This window comes from Paracoccus sediminis (genome assembly GCF_900188295.1).
Lineage (GTDB): Bacteria > Pseudomonadota > Alphaproteobacteria > Rhodobacterales > Rhodobacteraceae > Paracoccus > Paracoccus sediminis.
The window spans coordinates 98,090-115,384 of sequence record NZ_FZNM01000005.1 but is presented as its reverse complement, the minus strand read 5'-3'; the positions used below and the strand labels follow the sequence as shown (position 1 = coordinate 115,384).

The window sequence follows — 17,295 nt, the reverse complement described above, 5'->3', positions numbered from 1 at the left end:
CAATTTCGCGCCACCGCCGGACGGGATTGTCACGTTAATAAAGATCAACGCAACCTTTCGTGAACACGCCCCGTTGACTGTCGCTTCAATGGCGGATGGAACCATGCCCGGCTGGATCGTTGCGATTTCCGACTTTTGCTCGCAAGTTCCGCCCAGCGTTCCACAAAATCCGGTCAAGGACGATGGCTGGCAGCCTGCCTTTGCCCGGCCGGACCGTTCCCGGTCGGTTGCGGTGACGGGCGGCTATCTGGAACGCCTGCCCTTGGCGGCGGTGGCCGGCGGGGTGGTCGATCATGCCGAGATCTGGACCTTTGCGGGACGCGACGGGGAATCCGACCGCGACGCCCGCCGGCCCCTGGGCACCCCCGATCCGTTGAACCCCGTGCTGACCCGGCGCGTTTTTCGCGCCGATGGACCTGCCCCCTATGGCTCGGCCGAGGCGGTGGACTTCATCCGCGCGGTCGGTCCGCCCGACATCCTGTGCGTGTGGGGGCTGGGGGTGGACGCCGCGCTGCTGGACGCCTGCGCCGCGTCGCTGAAGATCTACAATTCGATCGACGCCCCGGCGTTGCGCATCCCCGACGGTCTGGCCGCGCGTTTCGACCTGTTTCTGACCGGCGCCGACTGGCAGTCGCGGGAAATCGAGGCGCGGATTCCGGGTGCGCGGACCTTGGTGCTGCCCATCGGCCCGGCCTTCGCGTCTGGCCAGACCTTCTTTCCGACCGGCGCCGACAAGGACCGCGATGTGGTCTATGTGGCCTGCGCCCAGCCCTACAAGCGCCACGACATCCTGTTCGACGCCATGGCGCGGCGTCCCGGCACGCGGGGGCTGCTGGTCGTGGGCTATGGCCACCAGACCGATGAATTCCGCGACCGTGCCGCGCGCGAGGGGCTGGATCTGGACATCGTCGGCCCCCCGGCGATCAGCCATGACGAGGTGAACCGTCAGATCAACCGCGCCCGCGTGGGCGTGGTCTGCGGCGAGGACGATGGCGCGCCCGCGATCCTGACCGAATACCAGTTGGCGGGCCTGCCGGTCCTGGCCAATGCCCGTCTGTCCTGCGGGCTGCAATTCATCACGCCGGAAACCGGGATCGCGGCCCATGAGGGCGCCGATTTCGCCGAGGCCCTGGACAGGCTGCTGCGCGATCATGCGCGCTATGACCCGCGCGACGTGGCCCTGTCCCGCTGGGGATGGCGGCCCAGCATGGCCCGGCTGGCCGACACGCTGACCCAGATCCGCACGGCAAGGATGGTGCCATGACCAATGCCAACCCGTTGATCCCCCTTGTTCCCCCGGCCCGCCCCGCTCTGATCTGCTTTTCGCATCTCCGCTGGGATTTCGTGTTGCAGCGCCCGCAGCACCTGATGTCGCGCTTTGCCGATCATTACCGCCTGTTCTTCTGGGAGGAGGCGATCCCCACCGATCACCACCTGCCCTATCTGGAATTCCACGCCTTCGACGGCACGACCGTCCAGTCCATCCGTCCCCGCGTTCCCGCCGGGTGGCCGCCCGAGGATCAGGCCCGCGCCCTGTCGGATCTTCTGGATCAGATGATGGGCCTGACCGGCATTCATCGCCCGGTCCTGTGGTTCTATACGCCGATGATGTGGCCCATCGCGGCTCATGTCGATGCGGCGGCCGTGGTCTATGACTGCATGGACGAACTGTCGGCCTTTCGCTTTGCCCCGCCCGGCCTGGCCGCGAACGAGGCCGCGCTGATGGCGGCGGCGGATGTCGTCTTTACCGGTGGCCATTCGATCTTCGAGGCCAAGGCCGGGCGGCACCGCAACATCCACCCCTTTCCGTCATCGGTCGATACGACCCATTTCGCCCGCGCGCGCGGCACCGTGGCCGAACCCGCGGACCAGGCCGTGCTGCCCAGGCCCCGGATGGGCTATTACGGGGTCATCGACGAACGGCTGGACCTTGGCCTGATCGCGGCAGTGGCCAAGGCCCATCCCGACTGGTCGGTGGTGATGATCGGCCCGCTTGCCAAGATCAGCCCGGACGATCTGCCCCGCGCGCCCAACATCCACTGGCTGGGGCAGCGGACCTATGACCGGTTGCCGGACTATCTGGCGGGATGGGACGTGGCGCTGATGCCGTTCGCGATGAACGACGCGACGCGCTTCATATCCCCCACCAAGACGCCGGAATATCTGGCGGGCGGGGTGCAGGTTGTATCCACCCCGGTGCGCGATGTGGTGCGCCATTACGGCGGACTGTCGGCGGTCCACATCGCCAACGACGCCCCGGCCTTCGTGCGCGCCTGCGAATCCGCCCTGGCCCGCAGCAGGCAGCCCGCGGCGTGGCGCGACGCGGCGGACCGGCTGCTGTCCGATCTCAGCTGGGACAACACCTTCCAGCGGATGCGGGCCTGCCTGAACCGGGTGTCCGGCACGCGGCTGGCCATCGGACCGGCCGTCAACGTGCCCGCCCCGCCGACCCTGCGCGGCGCCCGAAAGCACGACGTGACGATCTGCGGCGCGGGCTTTGCCGGGTCAGTGCTGGCGCGCCAGTTCGCCGAGGAATCGGGCAAACGCGTGTTGCTGGTGGACCGACGCGACCACATCGCCGGCAACGCCTTTGACAGCCCGGACGAGGCGGGGATCCGGGTCCATCGCTATGGCCCGCATGTTTTCCACACCGACAGCGACGAGGTGTTCGCCTGGCTGGGCCGGTTCACCGAATGGCGCCCTTATGAACACCGGGTGATGGCCCGCGTGGGGGACATGACGGTGCCAATGCCGATCAACCGCACGACGCTGAACGCCGTCCACGGCCTTGACATGCGCACCGAAGCCGAGGCCCGGACCTTTCTGGCCCGCATCGCGCCGCCCGTCCCGGAAATCCGCACCGCGCGCGACGCCATGGTGAAGGCGGTCGGGACCGATCTGTACGAACGGTTCCTTCAGGGCAGTTCGCGCAAGCGGTGGGGCCTGGATCCGTCGCTGCTGGACCCGTCTGCCGCGTCGGGCGTGACGGCCCGGACGGATGCCGACGACCGCCGTTTCACCGACCGGCATCAGGCGATGCCGCGCGACGGCTATACCCGGATGTTCGAACGGATGCTGGATCATCCCGGCATCGAGGTGGCGCTTGGCACCGATTTCCATGACCTCGGCGCAGCGGACACGGGCCGCCTGACGGTCTATACCGGTCCCATCGACGCCTATTTCGGGCACCGCTTCGGCGCGCTGCCCTATCGCAGCCTGCGGTTCCGGCATGAAACCCTGGACCGGCCGCAGTTCCAGCAGGCCGGGGTCGTCGCGTTCCCGGCCGAGGACGTGCCCTGGTCGCGGATCGTCGAACACAAGCATCTGACCGGACAGATCCACGCGCGGACCACGATCACCCATGAATACCCGGCAGACGACGGCGATCCGTTCTATCCTGTCCCGACGCCCGAAAATCTGGCGCTGTTCCGCCGCTATGACGCGCTTGCGGCAGCCGAACCGGACGTGATCTTCGCGGGGCGTCTGGCCGGCTATCGCTGGTGCAGCATGGATCGGGTGGTGGCGCAGGCGCTTGCCCTCCATGGGCGGCTGGACCAACGGCTGGCCGCGCCGGGCGCGATGGCGCCCCTGGCGTGACGGCATCGTGATGCGCGCCCTGCTGGTGACAGACAGTCCCGACCCATCGGGCGTCGGCGAACACATGCTGACGCTGGCGGCAGGTCTGCCGCCCGGCATGGCGACGCTGGCATTTCCCGATCACGCCGCGGGACAGGCCCTGGCCGCACGGGCCGCGGCGTCGGGGATCGCGGCCCGGACCTTCGATCCCGGCGACGCCCCGGCCCTGATCGCGGCCAGCCGGGCGCGGATCGTCCATCTTCACGCGGGGATCGGCTGGGAAGGCCATGCCATCGCGGCCGCTGCGGCGCGGGCGGGCATGGCGGTGATCCGCACTGAACATCTGCCCTGGCTTTTGACCTGTTCCCGCCAGATCGAGGCCTATGCCGACGCCAGCGACGGCGTGGACCGTCTGATCGCCGTGTCAGACGCGGCGGCACAGGGATGGCGCGACGCGATGAGGTCCATCGGACGCGGCCTGCCGGTTCATGCCGTCCCGAACGGCACGGCCCGTCCGGGGGTGGATCATCGGGGCGGGGACGGGCTGACCCTGCTGTGCGTCGGCCGTTTCACCCCGCAAAAGCTGCATCGGACGCTGCTGACGGCCCTGGCGCGCCTGCACCGCCGGGGGATGCGCGCGCGGCTGGATCTGGTCGGGCAGGGGCCGGGCATGGACCGCCTGCGAAGCTGGGCGGCGCGGCTGGGATTGTCGGATGCCGTGCGTTTCCTGGGCCGGCGCGACGATGTCCCCGCGCGGATGGCCGCCGCGGACCTGCTGGTTCTGCCCTCGGGGTTCGAGGGGCTGCCGCTGGTCGTGCTCGAGGCCATGGCCATCGGCCTGCCGGTCGTCGCGACGGACGTGACCGGCACGGCCGAGGCCCTGGGGTCCGATCATCCCTGGCTGGTCCCGCCGCGACGGTCGCGCGCCCTGGCCGATGCGCTTGCCGAGGCCTTGGCCGATCCCGTGCGCCGCGCCGCCGTGGCCCGCGACGGCCGCCGCCGCTGGGCCGAACGCTTTACCGCCGCCCGCATGGCGGACCAAGTTCAAACGATCTACCGCGATGTGATGCGGCAGCGAAGCGAGGACGGAATGACCAAGACACGGCTAGGCTTCATCGGCGCGGGCGGCATCGCGCACCGCCATTTCGGCGTGCTGCGCACGATGGAGGACGTGCAGATCGCCGCCGTCTGCGACCCTGACGGGGACCGCGCGCGCCAAGCGGCCGAGGCGAACGGCGCGGTGGCCTATGCCGATCACGAATCCATGCTGGCGGCCGAGGATCTGGACGCCGTCTATATCTGCGTGCCGCCCTTTGCCCATGGCGCGCCGGAACGCGCCTGCATCGCGCGCGGGCTGCCGCTCTTTGTCGAAAAGCCCGTCTCGCTGAACCTCGCCCTGGCCGAGGAGATCGCGGCCGAGGTGGCGGCGGCGGGACTGGTGACGGCGGTGGGATACCACTGGCGCTATCTGGACACGATGGACGAGGCGCGGGCGCATCTGGCGCAGAACCCCGCGCATCTGATCCAGGGATTCTGGCTGGACCAGACGCCGCCCCCGCAATGGTGGTGGGACCACGACCGCAGCGGCGGGCAGGTGGTCGAACAGGCGACCCATGTGATCGACGCGGCCCGGTTCCTGGCCGGCGACGTGACCGAGGTGTTCGGTATGGCCGCCCGCCGCGACCGCGCCGATTTCCAGGGCCTGACCGTGCCCACCGCGACGGCGGCCACGCTGCGCTTCGCCAGCGGCGCCATCGCCAACCTGTCGGCCACCTGTCTTTTGCGGTGGAACCACCGCGTCGGCCTGCACGTCTTTGCCGACGGCATGGCGTTGGAGATCACCGACCACGACCTGATGATCGATGTGGGCCGGGGGCGTCCCGTCCGCCATGCGCAGGGCGATCCCGTCTGGCGCGAGGACCGGGATTTCATCGAGGCCGTCCAGGGCCGCGAAAACCGCATCCGCTGTCCCTACGCCGAGGCGCTGATGACCCACCGCGTGGCCCTGGCGGTCGCGCAGTCCGCCCGCGACGGCGCCCTTGTGACGATGGAGGGGCTGCGGGCTGACCCGCAGCCCATCTTTCGTGCATCCGCTGCGCAAGGCTCCGACCATGCCGCATGAGCATCGCCACATCCGGTCCCTGGGGATCGAACGCCCGCACGAGCCGTATTTCTTCGGCTATGACGAAGGCCCGGCGGGCGACGGGCAGGTGCGGCTGGACCTGATGTACACGGGCCTGTCGGCGGGGACCGAGCTGACCTTCCTGAAAGGCAGCAATCCCTATCTGCACAGCCGCTGGGACGACGGGCAGGGCCTGTTCGTTCCCGGAGAGCCGTCCGCGCATTTCCCGGTGAATTTCCTGGGCTATATGGAGGTAGCGCGCGTCATCGACGCCCGCGCGCCGGGCTTTGCCAGCGGCGATGTCGTGGCCACGACCTTTGGCCACAAGACCGGGCACACCGCGAACCCCGCCCATGACCTGCTGCTGGCGTTGCCCGACGGCCTGGATCCGATCCTGGGCATCTTCGTGGCGCAGATGGGGCCGATCGCCGCCAACGGCATCCTGCATGCCGATGCCGACCAGTTCGGCGCATCGGTCCCGTATCTGGGCGCGGGGGTCGAAGGTCGCCCCGTCCTGGTCTGGGGCGGCGGCACGGTGGGGCTGTTCTGCGCGCTGTTCGCGCGCCAGGGCGGGGCCTCGGAAATCGTCGTGGTGGACCCGTCGCCCTTCCGCCAGGACATCGCGCGCAGGATGGGCTTTGCCGCCATGGCCGAGGACGAGGCCGTGCGATACGCCAAATCGGCCTGGCACCACAAGGTCGGCGGGCGCGGGGCGGAATACGTGTTCCAGACCCGCGCGCGGTCCGACAGCCTGCACCGCTGCCTTCAGGCGCTGCGCCCGCAGGGCACGGTGATCGACCTGGCCTTTTATCAGGGCGGCATGGACGGCGCCCGGCTGGGCGAGGAGTTCCACCACAACGGGTTGGCGATCCGCTGCGCGCAGATCAACCGGATGCCGCGCCCGGTGGCCCATGCCTGGGACCAGCGGCGGCTGGCGGGGGAAACGCTGCGGCTGTTGCAGACGGAAGGCCACCTGATCCGGCAGCACATGATTACCCATGTCGTGCCCTATGGCGACGCGCCCGATTTCCTGCGCCGCCTGCTGGCCGAACGCCCCGATTTCCTGCAAATCGTGTTCGAGGCATGAGCATGGACGACCGGCAGGTCTGGGGCTTCGTGCCCCCCGAAACCTTTCCCGCGCCCCATGACGGCCACCGCCTGATCCGCATTACCTTCGTCATGGCCTGGCTGGTCGTGGGCGGCGAGGAGACCGAAATCCGCCTGCTGGCCCGCACCCTGCCGCGCGACCGGTATCGCATCACCGTCATCCCCTGTTTCCGCAAGGACGGGATGCCCGACCAGACCCACCGGCAACTGGCCGAGCTGGGCGTGCAGGTGGACACCGCCCCCTATGCCCTGGGGTTCGAGGAGACGGTCGATTACCTGCGCCGCGCGCTCTCGGGCGCCGATGTGGTCGTGTCCTGCCAGAACGTCGCCGACATCTATCCTGCCCTGGAAGGGATGGCCCTGCGCCCGCCCTTGATCGAACATGGCGGGCTGGTGTCCGAGGCCCTGGCGGGACCAAAGCATCTGACGGCCCGCTATGTCGGGGTCTGCGACAGCATCCGGGCGGCGGCGGCGGGCGGGATGCCGGATCGGCCGGGGGATGCGGTGGAAATCCCGTCCATGGTCGATCTGGAGGAATTCCGCCCCGACCGGCGCGATGGGGTCCGTGCGTCCCTGGGCATCGCTGCGGATGAGATCCTGATCGGCTGGGTCGGCCGCCTGGACCGCAAGAAGCGGGTCGAGGATGTCATCGCCGCCGCGCTGCGCGTTGCACCGGCCCATCCCAGGGCGCGCTTCGTGATCGTCGGCGGCCCGGATGCCTTCATGCCGGACTATGCCGACGAGTTGCGCCGCATGGCCGCGCCCCTGGGCCACCGCATCATCTTTACCGGCAACCGCCCGGACGTGCCGGATCTGCTGGCCGCCATGGACATCTTCTGCTGGCTGTCGCGGGGCGAGGGGATGCCCCATGTCATCGCCGAGGCCGGGGCGGCGGGCCTGCCCGTCATCGCCACCCCCGACAACGGCGCCCTGCAACAGATCACCGATGGCATCAGCGGCCTGTTCGTGCCGCACGAGGATCCGGCCGCCGTGGCCGGGGCCATGACGCGGCTGCTGGACGACGCGCCCCTGCGCCGACGGCTGGGCGCCGCCCTGCGCGATCATGTCCGGGCCACCTATTCCGCGCCGGTCGTGGTGCCGCAATGGCGGGCGCTGATTGACCGGGTGCTGGCCGAACGCCGGCCCGCGCCGCCGCCCTCGACCTTTGCCAGCGTCGTGCTGGGCGGATGGGAGGCATCGACCCACCGCCTGCGCAACGGGCGCCGCCTGGATCTGATCGCCGCCATCGGCCACGACACCCATGCCGCGCAGGATTACCGGCAACTGGCGGATCTGGGCATCCGCGCCTGCCGCGACGGCGCGCGGTGGCACCGGATCGAGACCGCGCCGGGCCGGTACGACCTTTCCAACCTGACGCCGATGATGCAGGCCGCGGCCGACACCGGCACGCAGGTCATCTGGGATCTGCTGCATTACGGATGGCCGGACGATCTGGACATCTGGACCCCCGCCTTCGTGGACCGTTTCGCGGGTTTCGCCCGCATCGTGGCCCGGCACCATCGGGACATCACCGACGCGGTGCCCTTCTGGTGCCCGGTCAACGAGATCAGCTTCCTGTCCTGGGCCGGGGGGGACGCGCGGTATCTCAACCCCTTCGCGTCCCATCGCGGATACGAGCTGAAATGCCAGTTGGCCCGCGCGTCGATCGCCGCGATGCGCGAATTGCGCGCCGTCGATCCGCGCGCGCGTTTCGTTCACGCCGAACCGTTGTTGGCGATCCATCACGACCCGCAGAACGGCAAGCCGCTGTGGGAGGCGCGAGGCCATCACGACGCGCAGTTCCAGGCGTTCGAGCTGATCTCGGGCCGGATGTGGCCGCAACTGGGCGGCGATCCGTCCCTGCTGGATATCGTCGGGGTCAATTACTACTGGAACAACCAGTGGATCCACGGCGGCCCGCCCATCGACATGGACCATCCCCGCTATCGCCCCCTGTCCGACCTGCTGGTCGAGGTCGCGTCGCGGTATGACCGCCCCCTGATGATCGCCGAAACCGGGACCGAAGGCGCAAGGCGCGCGTCCTGGTTCGCCTATGTCCGCGATCAGGTGGCCCGCGCCCGCGCGCGGGGCGCCCGTGTCGAGGGCGTCTGCCTGTATCCTGTGGCCAACCATCCCGGCTGGGACGACGACCGGCTGTGTCCCAACGGGCTTCTGGGCGACGATCCCTCGGGCGGCGCGCGGTTGATCGAGGGGCCTTTGGCGGACCAGGTCCGGCAGGTCACGGGGCGGATGCGGGATGGAACCGGATTTCCGTTGAGCCGTTCGGATCCGCCTTGATCGGAAAGGTTCGCCATGGCACCCAGGGCAAGCTGGAAGGGTTTCCTGAAGATCGCCGAGATCGGCTGCGCCGTCGCGCTCTATCCGGCGTCCTCGACATCGGACCGCATCGGGTTTCACACGCTGAACCGAAAGACCGGCAACCGCGTCCGCCGCATCTTCGTGGACAGCGGCACGGGCAAGCCCGTGGACCCCGACGATCAGGTCAAGGGATACGAGACTGCGGCCGGCGACCACATCATGCTGGACCCCGACGAGATCGAGGCCGCCCTGCCCGACAACGACAAGACCTTGTCGGTCAGTGCCTTTGTCGGCTGCGACGACATCGACGACCTGTATTTCGACAAGCCTTATTACATCGCCCATGCCGATCCCGGCGCCATCAAGGCCTTTGCCCTGATCCGGGACGGGATGCGGGCCGAAAAGGTGGCGGCCCTGGCGCAGACGGTGCTGTTCCGGCGGGCCAGGACCGTGCTGATCCGCGCCCATCACGACGGGCTGATCGGCACGACGCTGAACTTCGCCTACGAGGTGCGCGATCCCGCCCAGGCGTTCGCGCATCTGCCCGACACCCGGACCGGGGACGAGATGCTGGATCTGGCCTGCGCCCTTGTCGCAACCCGGCGCGGTGCTTTCGATCCCGGCACGGTCGTTGACCGTTACGAGGATGCCCTGGCCGATCTGGTCCGCGCCAAGGCCGAGGGTCGCAGACTGCCGCCCCCCAGGGAACCCGCCCCCTGCGAGAGCGTCGATCTGCTGGCGGCCCTGCGCGACAGCGCGGCCCGGACCGACCCCGCCCGCCGGCCCGCAAAGCCCCGCGGCGCGCCCCGGACCGCGCGGTCGGGCCGGTCGGACAAGAAGGCCGGGTGAATCCCTGGCGGCCAGGCCGCCGTCCCCTTACCGGCTGCCGCCACCACCCCTTTCGGACCCCAGGCTTTTCGTCAGCGCCTCCATGATGTCGATGACGTTGGACCGGTTCGCGGCATCCTCGGCCCGTGCGGCCTTGGCGCGGCCGGCGCGCCGTTTGGCCTTTTTCTTGGCCGCGATGATGTCCAGCAGCCGGTCCTGGACCGGATCGTCCACCATGCCCGCATCCCAGGACACCGTGCGTTCCCCGATCAGCCTGCGCATCAGGTCCAGTGCCCCGGACTCGGGCGCGCCGATAGCGGGCAGGTCGAAAACCTCGCCCTCGTCGCGTATCTCGTCGCCAAAGCGCAGCGTCCACAGGACGATCCCCCTGCCGCGCGGCTTCAGCATCACGGCGCGTTCGCGGCGATACATCACCAGCCGGGACAGGCCCGCGGTGCCGGTCGTGGCCATGGCGTCGCGGATCACGGCAAAGGCGTCCTGCCCCGCCCCGTCCCCCGGCATCAGGAAATGCGGCGTGTCGTACCAGACCCAGCCGATCGAGCGGTCGGGCACGAACATGCCGATGTCGATGGTGCGGGTGCTGTCCAGGGCGACGGCCTCGATCTCCTCGTCCTCCAGAATGACATGATCGTCCTCGCCGCGTTGATAGCCCTTGACCTGATCGTGCTCGCGTACCGGCCTTTGGGTCACGGCATCGACATATTGGCTGACGACGCGGTTGCCGGTTTCGGCGTTCAGCGTGTGGAACCGCACCTTCTCGCCCTCGGTGGTCGCGGGGATCATGCTGACGGGGCATGTCACCCGCGACAGTGTCAGATACCCCTTCCAGAACGTGCGCGCTGCCATGGGACGCCTGCCTTATCTTTCCTTGGGAATGATGCTGATGCCGCCGCCGACCTCCAGCACCGCGGCGTCGATGTCGGACAGGGCCTTCAGGCCGTGCTGGGCGCGGGCCGCCTCCAGCACGTCGCCCACGCTGACGCGCGACCGCCGCATGGCCTCGGGATCCAGGGTGCCCTCGCTCATCAGCACCGTGGGATTTCCGTCCAGCAGAGAGGCGATGCGGTTCGAACGGCCCTTTATCCACGCCAGCACCACATCGGTGGCGAACAGCGTGACGATCAGCACCGCCGCGTTGGTGATCGAGAAGTCGTCCCCCAGAAGCGCCTGTTGGGTCGTTTCCGCGATTATCAGCACCAGCACCAGATCAAAGGGCGTCATCTGCGCCAGCGTCCGGCGCCCCGTCAGGCGCGTCCCGATCAGCAGGATGGCATAGATGACAAGACCGCGTATGACCGAATCCATGATGACCTCAGGGCAGAACGATCAAGGACGCGCGGCGGGTTTCGTTCCCGATCGTGATGTCGAACGCGGTCCAGCCGAAATGCAGGGCGCGCAGGTCCATCCTGACCTGGTGCGGGCCAAGGCCTTCGGCCGTGAAGGCCAGCGACTGGGCACCGGGGATCAGCAGGTTCCGGTCAGGTTCGGGCTGGATCCGCCGGATGGAAAAGCGGTCGAAGAACGGCTGGCCGATCCGCACCTCGTGCCGGGCTTCGGATTTGGCGAAGACGATCGACACGCCGTCCGTCCCTTCCCAGCGGGACACGCGCGGAACCTCGACCGTGGCATCGGCAAAGCGAAGCGTCTGTGTCTGAAAGACGCCGCCGCTGCCGGTCAGCCCCAGGATCGCCAGCAGCATGATTGCGCCAAAGCCCCACCACCCCATGCGCTGTATCCGCCAGTACCGCCGCTGCCGGTCGCGGTATTCCTGCATTTGCAGGCCGTCCGCCCGGATCGGAGGAACCGGCAATTGCCCGATGTCCGTCATCGCCCTGCCCGCCGCTGGTCGCTTCTGACACAAGCGCCGCCGCATCGTTCGGGTTCCGGGCGGCGGCAACAAGGCTGTTGAGTCTGCTGGATTTCACGGGTGCCGGGGCAGGCCGGCGCGGTCCCCGCGGTCCGGATTGCAGGGTCAGACGATCCCGGCCAGGCGCAGGGCCAGCCCGGCCATGGCGCAGCCCGCCAGAACAGCGACCGCGCCAAGACGGAACCCGAACACGGCCACCATCGCCGCGACCGCCAGCACAAGGGCCGCCGGATCCAGCGTGCGCCAGACCGGCAGATCCAGATCCAGGCCCAGGGCCGCGACCGGGCGCAACTGGCCGAACAGCACATGCAGGCCGAACCAGACGGCCAGGTTCCCGATCACCCCCACCACCGCCGCCGTCACCGCCGTCAGCGCCGCCGACAGGGCGCGGTTGCCGCGCAGCCGCTCGATGAAGGGGGCGCCCAGGACGATCCACAGAAAGCACGGCACGAATGTCACCCAGGTCGTCAGCAGCCCGCCCAGCGTGCCCGCCACAAGGGGCGGCATCGTGCCCGCGTCGCGCATCGCGCCCATGAATCCCACGAACTGCGTGACCATAATCAGCGGGCCGGGCGTCGTTTCGGCCATGCCCAGCCCGTCCATCATTTCCCCCGGCGCCAGCCAGCCGAAGGTGTCCACCGCCTGCTGGGCCACATAGGCCAGCACCGCATAGGCGCCGCCAAAGGTCACGACCGCCATGACGCTGAAGAATCCGGCGATCCGGGAAAACACGTTCTGCGGTCCCAGGATCAGGAACAGCGCCGCCACCGGCACCAGCCACAGCGCCAGGAACGCCGCCGCGGTCTTCGCGGCCCAGGCCGCGCTGATCGGCGCGTGATCGGGCGGCTCGTCGCCCAGCAGGGTGTCGGTGTCATCGACCTGCACCGCACCGGCCTTGCCGCGCCCGCCGCCCGCGCGGAACGCGGACAAGCCCGCGCGCGCGCCCATAAACCCGATCAGGCCCGCCGCCGCGATGATGGCCGGGAACGGCACGCCAAAGACAAGGATCGCCGCGAACGACGCCGCCGCGACGCCCATCATCGCGCCGTTCCTCAAGGCCCGCGATCCGATGCGGATCAGCGCCTGCACGACGATGGCCAGCACGGCGGCCTTCAGCCCGAAGAACAGCCCCTCGAGCGCGCCGGTATCGCCCCATAAGGCATAGATCCAGGACAGCGCCATGATCGACGCCACGCCGGGCAGCACGAACAGCAGGCCCGCGACGATGCCCCCCGCCGTGCGGTGCATCAGCCAGCCGATATAGACCGCCAGCTGCATCGCCTCGGGTCCGGGCAGCAGCATGCAAAAGTTCAGGGCGTGCAGGAACCGGCGTTCGCCCAGCCACCGGTGTTCTTCGACCAGGACGCGGTGCATCAGGGCGATCTGGCCCGCCGGCCCGCCAAAGCTCAGCAGGCCGATGCGCGCCCAGACGCGGGCCGCCTGGGCCAGGGTCGGATAAGCGCGGCGGGTCGCGGGGTTCGGGGGCATGGCGCGGTCCATGATCGGTTGTCCGGTGCGTTCATCCCATTCCCGGTCCGGCAATGGAAGGCGTCACGGACCGGATGCCCCGGCCTTGCCTGCCGCGCCGCGCCACGATGCGCGCAACGGCGCGGCGCCCGGTCAGCCCAGGATGTCCGCCACCGCGTCCCGCGCCGCCGCGACGATGGTGTCGGCCTCGGCCCGGCTCAGGCACAGGGGCGGGGCAAGGCCGATGATGTCGCCCTGCGGCATGGCGCGGGCGATCACGCCGCGCTTGAGCATGGCGGCCACGGTCCTGGCGCCGATCCCCTCGGACGCGTCGAAGAACTGGCGCGCGTCGCGGTCGCGGACCAGTTCGACGGCGCACAGCATCCCCTCGCCCCGGATCTCTCCGACATGGGGGTGATCGCCAAGCGCCGCGCGCATCTGGTCGTTCAGATAGGCGCCGACCGTTCCGGCGTTCCCGACAAGGCCCAGATCGTCGATCAGCTTCAGGTTGGCGATGCCCGCCGCCGCGCCGATGGGATGGGCGGAATAGGTCCAGCCGTGCCCGAAGACGCCGTTCTCGTCGGTCCCGCGCGCCAGCACGTCCCACATCCGCTGCCCGACGATGCTGCCCGACAGGGGCGCATAGGCCGAGGTCAGCCCCTTGGCGCAGGTGATGAGATCGGGCCTGATGCCGTAATGATCGCTGCCGAACATGCTGCCCAGCCGGCCAAAACCCGTTACCACCTCGTCCGCGATCAGCAGGATGTCGTGACGGTCCAGCACCGCCTGGATCGCGGGCCAGTATCCGGCGGGCGGGGGCACGATGCCGCCGGTGCCCAGGACCGGCTCGCCGATGAAGGCGGCGATGGTGTCGGCCCCTTCGGCCGCGATCAGCGATTCCAGCCGTTCGGCGCAATGGGCGACGAAATCGGCCTCGGTCATGCCGGGGTCGGGACGGCGGAAAGGATAGGGCGCCTCGGTGTGGAGGACCTGCGCCAGCGGCAGGTCGAATTTCCGGTGGAACAGATCCAGCCCGGTCAGGCTGCCGGTCATCAGTCCCGATCCGTGATAGCCCCGCCAGCGGCTAATGATCTTTTTCTTCTGCAGGCGGCCCAAGATGTTGTTGTAATACCAGACCAGCTTGATGTTGGTTTCATTGGCGTCCGACCCGCCCAGGCCGAAATAGACCCGCGCCATGCCTTTGGGCGCGCGGTCCATCACCATCTTGGCCAGCGTGATCGACGCCTCGGACCCGTGCCCCGCATAGCTGTGGTAATAGGCCAGCTCGCGGGCCTGCCGGGCGATGGCTTCGGCGATTTCCCAGCGGCCATAGCCGACGTTCACGCAGTAAAGCCCCGCGAACCCGTCTAGCAGGCGGTTTCCGTCGCGGTCGATGATGTGGACGCCCTCGGCCCCCTGGACGATCCGCTGGGGGGCATCGCCGCGCGCGAACTGGCCCAGGTGGGTCGAAGGATGGAAAAGGTTCTCGCGGTCCCATTTGGCCAGTTCGTCATTCGTCAGCATTCCGGGGCACTCCTGTGGTCCGCCCAGTCGCGGCAGACGTATTTGATGTCGGTAAAGGCTTCCATGCCGTGACGGCTTCCCTCGCGGCCGAGGCCCGACTGCTTCATGCCGCCAAAGGGGATCGGCGCGCCGGTGACCTTGGTGCGGTTGACGGCAACCATGCCGAATTCCAGGGCGCGCGACAGCCGATAGATCCGGCGCGGATCCTGGGTGTGAAGATAGGCGACAAGGCCGTATTGGGTGGCGTTGGCGATCCGGGCGGCCTCGTTTTCGGTGTCGAAGGGGGCGATGGCGGCGACGGGGCCAAAGGTTTCCTGGCGAAAGATCAGCGCCTCGGCCGGAACGTCGGCCAGCACGGTCGGCCGGAAGAACAGCGGGCCTTGGGGGTCGCGCGTGCCTCCGGTCAGCAGCCGCGCGCCGCGTGCCAGGGCATCCGCGACATGGGCTTCCTGCTTGGCTGCGGCGGCTTCGTTCATCAGCGGGCCAAGGTCGCAATCCTGATCGCCGGGCCCCAGCGTCAGCGCGGCGGCGCGATCGGCAAAGCGGCGGCAGAATTCGGCATGGATCGGCCGTTCGATCAGGAAACGGTTGGCGCCCAGGCAATCCTGCCCGGAGGTGGCGAACTTGGCCTTGACCGCCTCGTCCACCGCCAGATCCAGATCGCAATCGGCAAAGGCGATGAAGGGCGCGTGGCCGCCCAGTTCCAGCACCAGCCGTTTCACCGTGTCCGAGGATTGCCGGTACAGCAGCTTGCCGATTTCGGTCGATCCGGTAAAGGACAGCGCCCGCACGCGCGGATCGGCGCACCATTCGGCCACGATTTCCGGCGCATCGCCGGTCACGACGTTGAAGACGCCCGCCGGAAACCCCGCGCGCCGCGCCAGTTCCGCCAGGGCCGTGGCCGACAGCGGCGTTTCGGCGGACGGATGCACGACCACCGTGCAGCCCGCCGCCAGGGCCGCCGCGGCCTTGCGGGTAATCATCGCGCAGGGAAAATTCCACGGCGTCACCAGGGCCGCCACGCCCACGGGTTCGCGCCACAGCTCCATCTCGGCCGTCGCCAGATGAGAGGTCACGCTTTCGATGTTCGGGCGCTTGGCCTCCTCGGCATAGAATTCGACAAAGCTGGCGGCATAGTCGATCTCGCCGCGCGCCTCGGACAGGGGCTTGCCCTGTTCGGCGGTCATCAGGCGGGCCAGATCCTCGCGGTGGTCCAGCAGCAGGCGGAACCAGCGGCGCAGGATGGCCGACCGGTCCTGCGGCACCCTGCCGGCCCATGGGCCAAAGGCCGATTGCGCGGCATCGACGGCCCGGCGCGCCCCGCCCGCATCCAGTTTCGCGACCTGCGCGACGGTCCGGCCGGTGGCCGGGTCGGTCACGGCAAAGCGCGCGGCGGCAGCGATCCATTCGCCGCCGACAAAGGCGTCGGGCCGCATCAACGTCATGTCAGACAGCATGGTCATCCCCGATCTCGACGCCGATCACGGCCACGCAGTCGCCGGGCTTGACGATGCCGGGAAAATGGCGCGCCATGAACAGCCCGGCGCGGCGGGCGGTGACGGTGACGGGCGGCAGGCCGGTTCGGGCCACGGGAAAGATCCGGGCGACGGGCTGGTCCCGTTCGATCCGGTCGCCGGGATCGGCCAGGAATTCGATCAGTCCGCCGTCCTCGGCGAAGGTGAAGCAGTCGTCGTCGGGCATGTCCAGCCATTGCGTCGGCCGGGCCTGGACCTCGCCGCGCAACACGCCGGCGGCGACCAGCAGGTCGCGCAGGCCGCGCCGGGCGATGCCCGCCGTGCGCGCGGTCGCGGTGCCGCCGCCGCCCAGTTCGGTGGTGACGAAGATCTTGCCCATCTCCTCGGCCGCGGTGTCGTACATGCCCACCGCGTCGATTTCCAGCATCCTGACCGACCAGGGCGCGCCGAATGCCCGCACCAGGTCAAAGCATTGCGCCTGCTGGCGCTTGTCGGGCAGGATGTGGGCCGCGCAATAGGGCAGGAAATCCAGCGTCTTGCCGCCGGAATGGAAATCCAGCACCACATCCGCCATCGGCAGCAGCACGCGTTGGAAATAATCGGCGATCTTCTGCGTCACGGTGCCGTCGGGACGGCCCGGAAAGCTGCGGTTCAGGTTGCCCCGGTCGATGGGCGACGTCCGCGTGCCCGCCCCGAAGGCCGGCCAGTTCATCGCGGGCACGATGATGATGCGGCCCGTCACATCCTGCGCCCGGATGCTGGACGCCAGGTCGAACAGCGCGATCGGCCCTTCGTATTCGTCGCCGTGGTTGGCCCCGGTCAGCAGCGCGGTCGGGCCGTCGCCGCCCACCACCACGGTGATCGGCGTCATCACCGACCCCCAGGCCGCGTCGTCGCGCGAATAGGGCAGGCGCAGGAAGCCGTGATTGACCCCCGGCGCCGCGAAATCCACCGTTGCCGTGACGGGCGAGGGCGTCAGTTGCATGTGC

13 protein-coding genes are annotated in these 17,295 nt (G+C 69.1%); 6 read left to right on the top strand and 7 right to left on the bottom strand.

Going from position 1 to position 17,295, the window contains the following annotated elements:
• The first annotated feature begins 103 nt into the window (after positions 1–103).
• The 6 genes from CHB77_RS09390 to ku (CHB77_RS09370) are packed head-to-tail and all read left to right on the top strand — an operon-like array spanning position 104 to position 9,973.
• Positions 104–1,264: a glycosyltransferase gene (locus CHB77_RS09390; protein WP_089387948.1), complete on the top strand. Its 1,161-nt coding sequence runs from the start codon at positions 104–106 to the stop codon at positions 1,262–1,264.
• Complete coding sequence (gene glf / locus CHB77_RS09385; protein ID WP_207303031.1) at positions 1,261–3,597, top strand: UDP-galactopyranose mutase; 2,337 nt, start codon at positions 1,261–1,263, stop codon at positions 3,595–3,597. The genes CHB77_RS09390 and glf overlap by 4 nt, the downstream gene beginning before the upstream one ends.
• Positions 3,542–5,698: a glycosyltransferase gene (locus CHB77_RS18775; RefSeq protein ID WP_131023338.1), complete on the top strand. Its 2,157-nt coding sequence runs from the start codon at positions 3,542–3,544 to the stop codon at positions 5,696–5,698. Before glf ends, CHB77_RS18775 begins: the two co-directional genes overlap by 56 nt.
• Positions 5,688–6,785: a zinc-dependent alcohol dehydrogenase gene (locus CHB77_RS18030; protein ID WP_131023339.1), complete on the top strand. Its 1,098-nt coding sequence runs from the start codon at positions 5,688–5,690 to the stop codon at positions 6,783–6,785. The genes CHB77_RS18775 and CHB77_RS18030 overlap by 11 nt, the downstream gene beginning before the upstream one ends.
• Before the next feature lie 2 nt (positions 6,786–6,787).
• Complete coding sequence (locus CHB77_RS09375; RefSeq protein ID WP_089387947.1) at positions 6,788–9,103, top strand: glycosyltransferase family 4 protein; 2,316 nt, start codon at positions 6,788–6,790, stop codon at positions 9,101–9,103.
• Between the two features lie 15 nt (positions 9,104–9,118).
• Positions 9,119–9,973, top strand: coding sequence for a non-homologous end joining protein Ku (ku, locus tag CHB77_RS09370; protein WP_089387946.1), 855 nt, complete (start codon positions 9,119–9,121; stop codon positions 9,971–9,973).
• A gap of 27 nt (positions 9,974–10,000) precedes the next feature.
• Here the strand turns inward: ku (CHB77_RS09370) and ku (CHB77_RS09365) are convergent, their stop codons facing one another.
• The 7 genes from ku (CHB77_RS09365) to doeB form a co-directional block, all read right to left on the bottom strand.
• Positions 10,001–10,819 (bottom strand): non-homologous end joining protein Ku, encoded by an 819-nt coding sequence (ku, locus tag CHB77_RS09365; protein ID WP_089387945.1) that lies wholly within the window; start codon positions 10,817–10,819, stop codon positions 10,001–10,003.
• Positions 10,820–10,831: 12 nt separating this feature from the next.
• Positions 10,832–11,278 carry a DUF421 domain-containing protein gene (locus CHB77_RS09360; protein ID WP_089387944.1) on the bottom strand — a complete coding sequence of 149 codons (447 nt, stop codon included), beginning with the start codon at positions 11,276–11,278 and terminating at the stop codon, positions 10,832–10,834.
• Between the two features lie 7 nt (positions 11,279–11,285).
• The gene (locus tag CHB77_RS09355; RefSeq protein ID WP_089387943.1) at positions 11,286–11,801 is read right to left on the bottom strand and encodes a hypothetical protein; all 516 of its coding nucleotides are present in this window, start codon (positions 11,799–11,801) and stop codon (positions 11,286–11,288) included.
• 144 nt (positions 11,802–11,945) lie between these two features.
• Positions 11,946–13,340 (bottom strand): chromate efflux transporter, encoded by a 1,395-nt coding sequence (chrA, locus tag CHB77_RS09350; protein WP_089388049.1) that lies wholly within the window; start codon positions 13,338–13,340, stop codon positions 11,946–11,948.
• A gap of 120 nt (positions 13,341–13,460) precedes the next feature.
• Positions 13,461–14,831, bottom strand: a complete 1,371-nt coding sequence (locus tag CHB77_RS09345) for an aspartate aminotransferase family protein (RefSeq protein WP_089387942.1) — start codon at positions 14,829–14,831, stop codon at positions 13,461–13,463.
• Positions 14,825–16,288: an NAD-dependent succinate-semialdehyde dehydrogenase gene (locus tag CHB77_RS09340; RefSeq protein ID WP_089387941.1), complete on the bottom strand. Its 1,464-nt coding sequence runs from the start codon at positions 16,286–16,288 to the stop codon at positions 14,825–14,827. Before CHB77_RS09340 ends, CHB77_RS09345 begins: the two co-directional genes overlap by 7 nt.
• Positions 16,278–17,291: a N(2)-acetyl-L-2,4-diaminobutanoate deacetylase DoeB gene (gene doeB / locus CHB77_RS09335; RefSeq protein WP_089388048.1), complete on the bottom strand. Its 1,014-nt coding sequence runs from the start codon at positions 17,289–17,291 to the stop codon at positions 16,278–16,280. Before doeB ends, CHB77_RS09340 begins: the two co-directional genes overlap by 11 nt.
• Between the last annotated feature and the right edge of the window lie 4 nt (positions 17,292–17,295).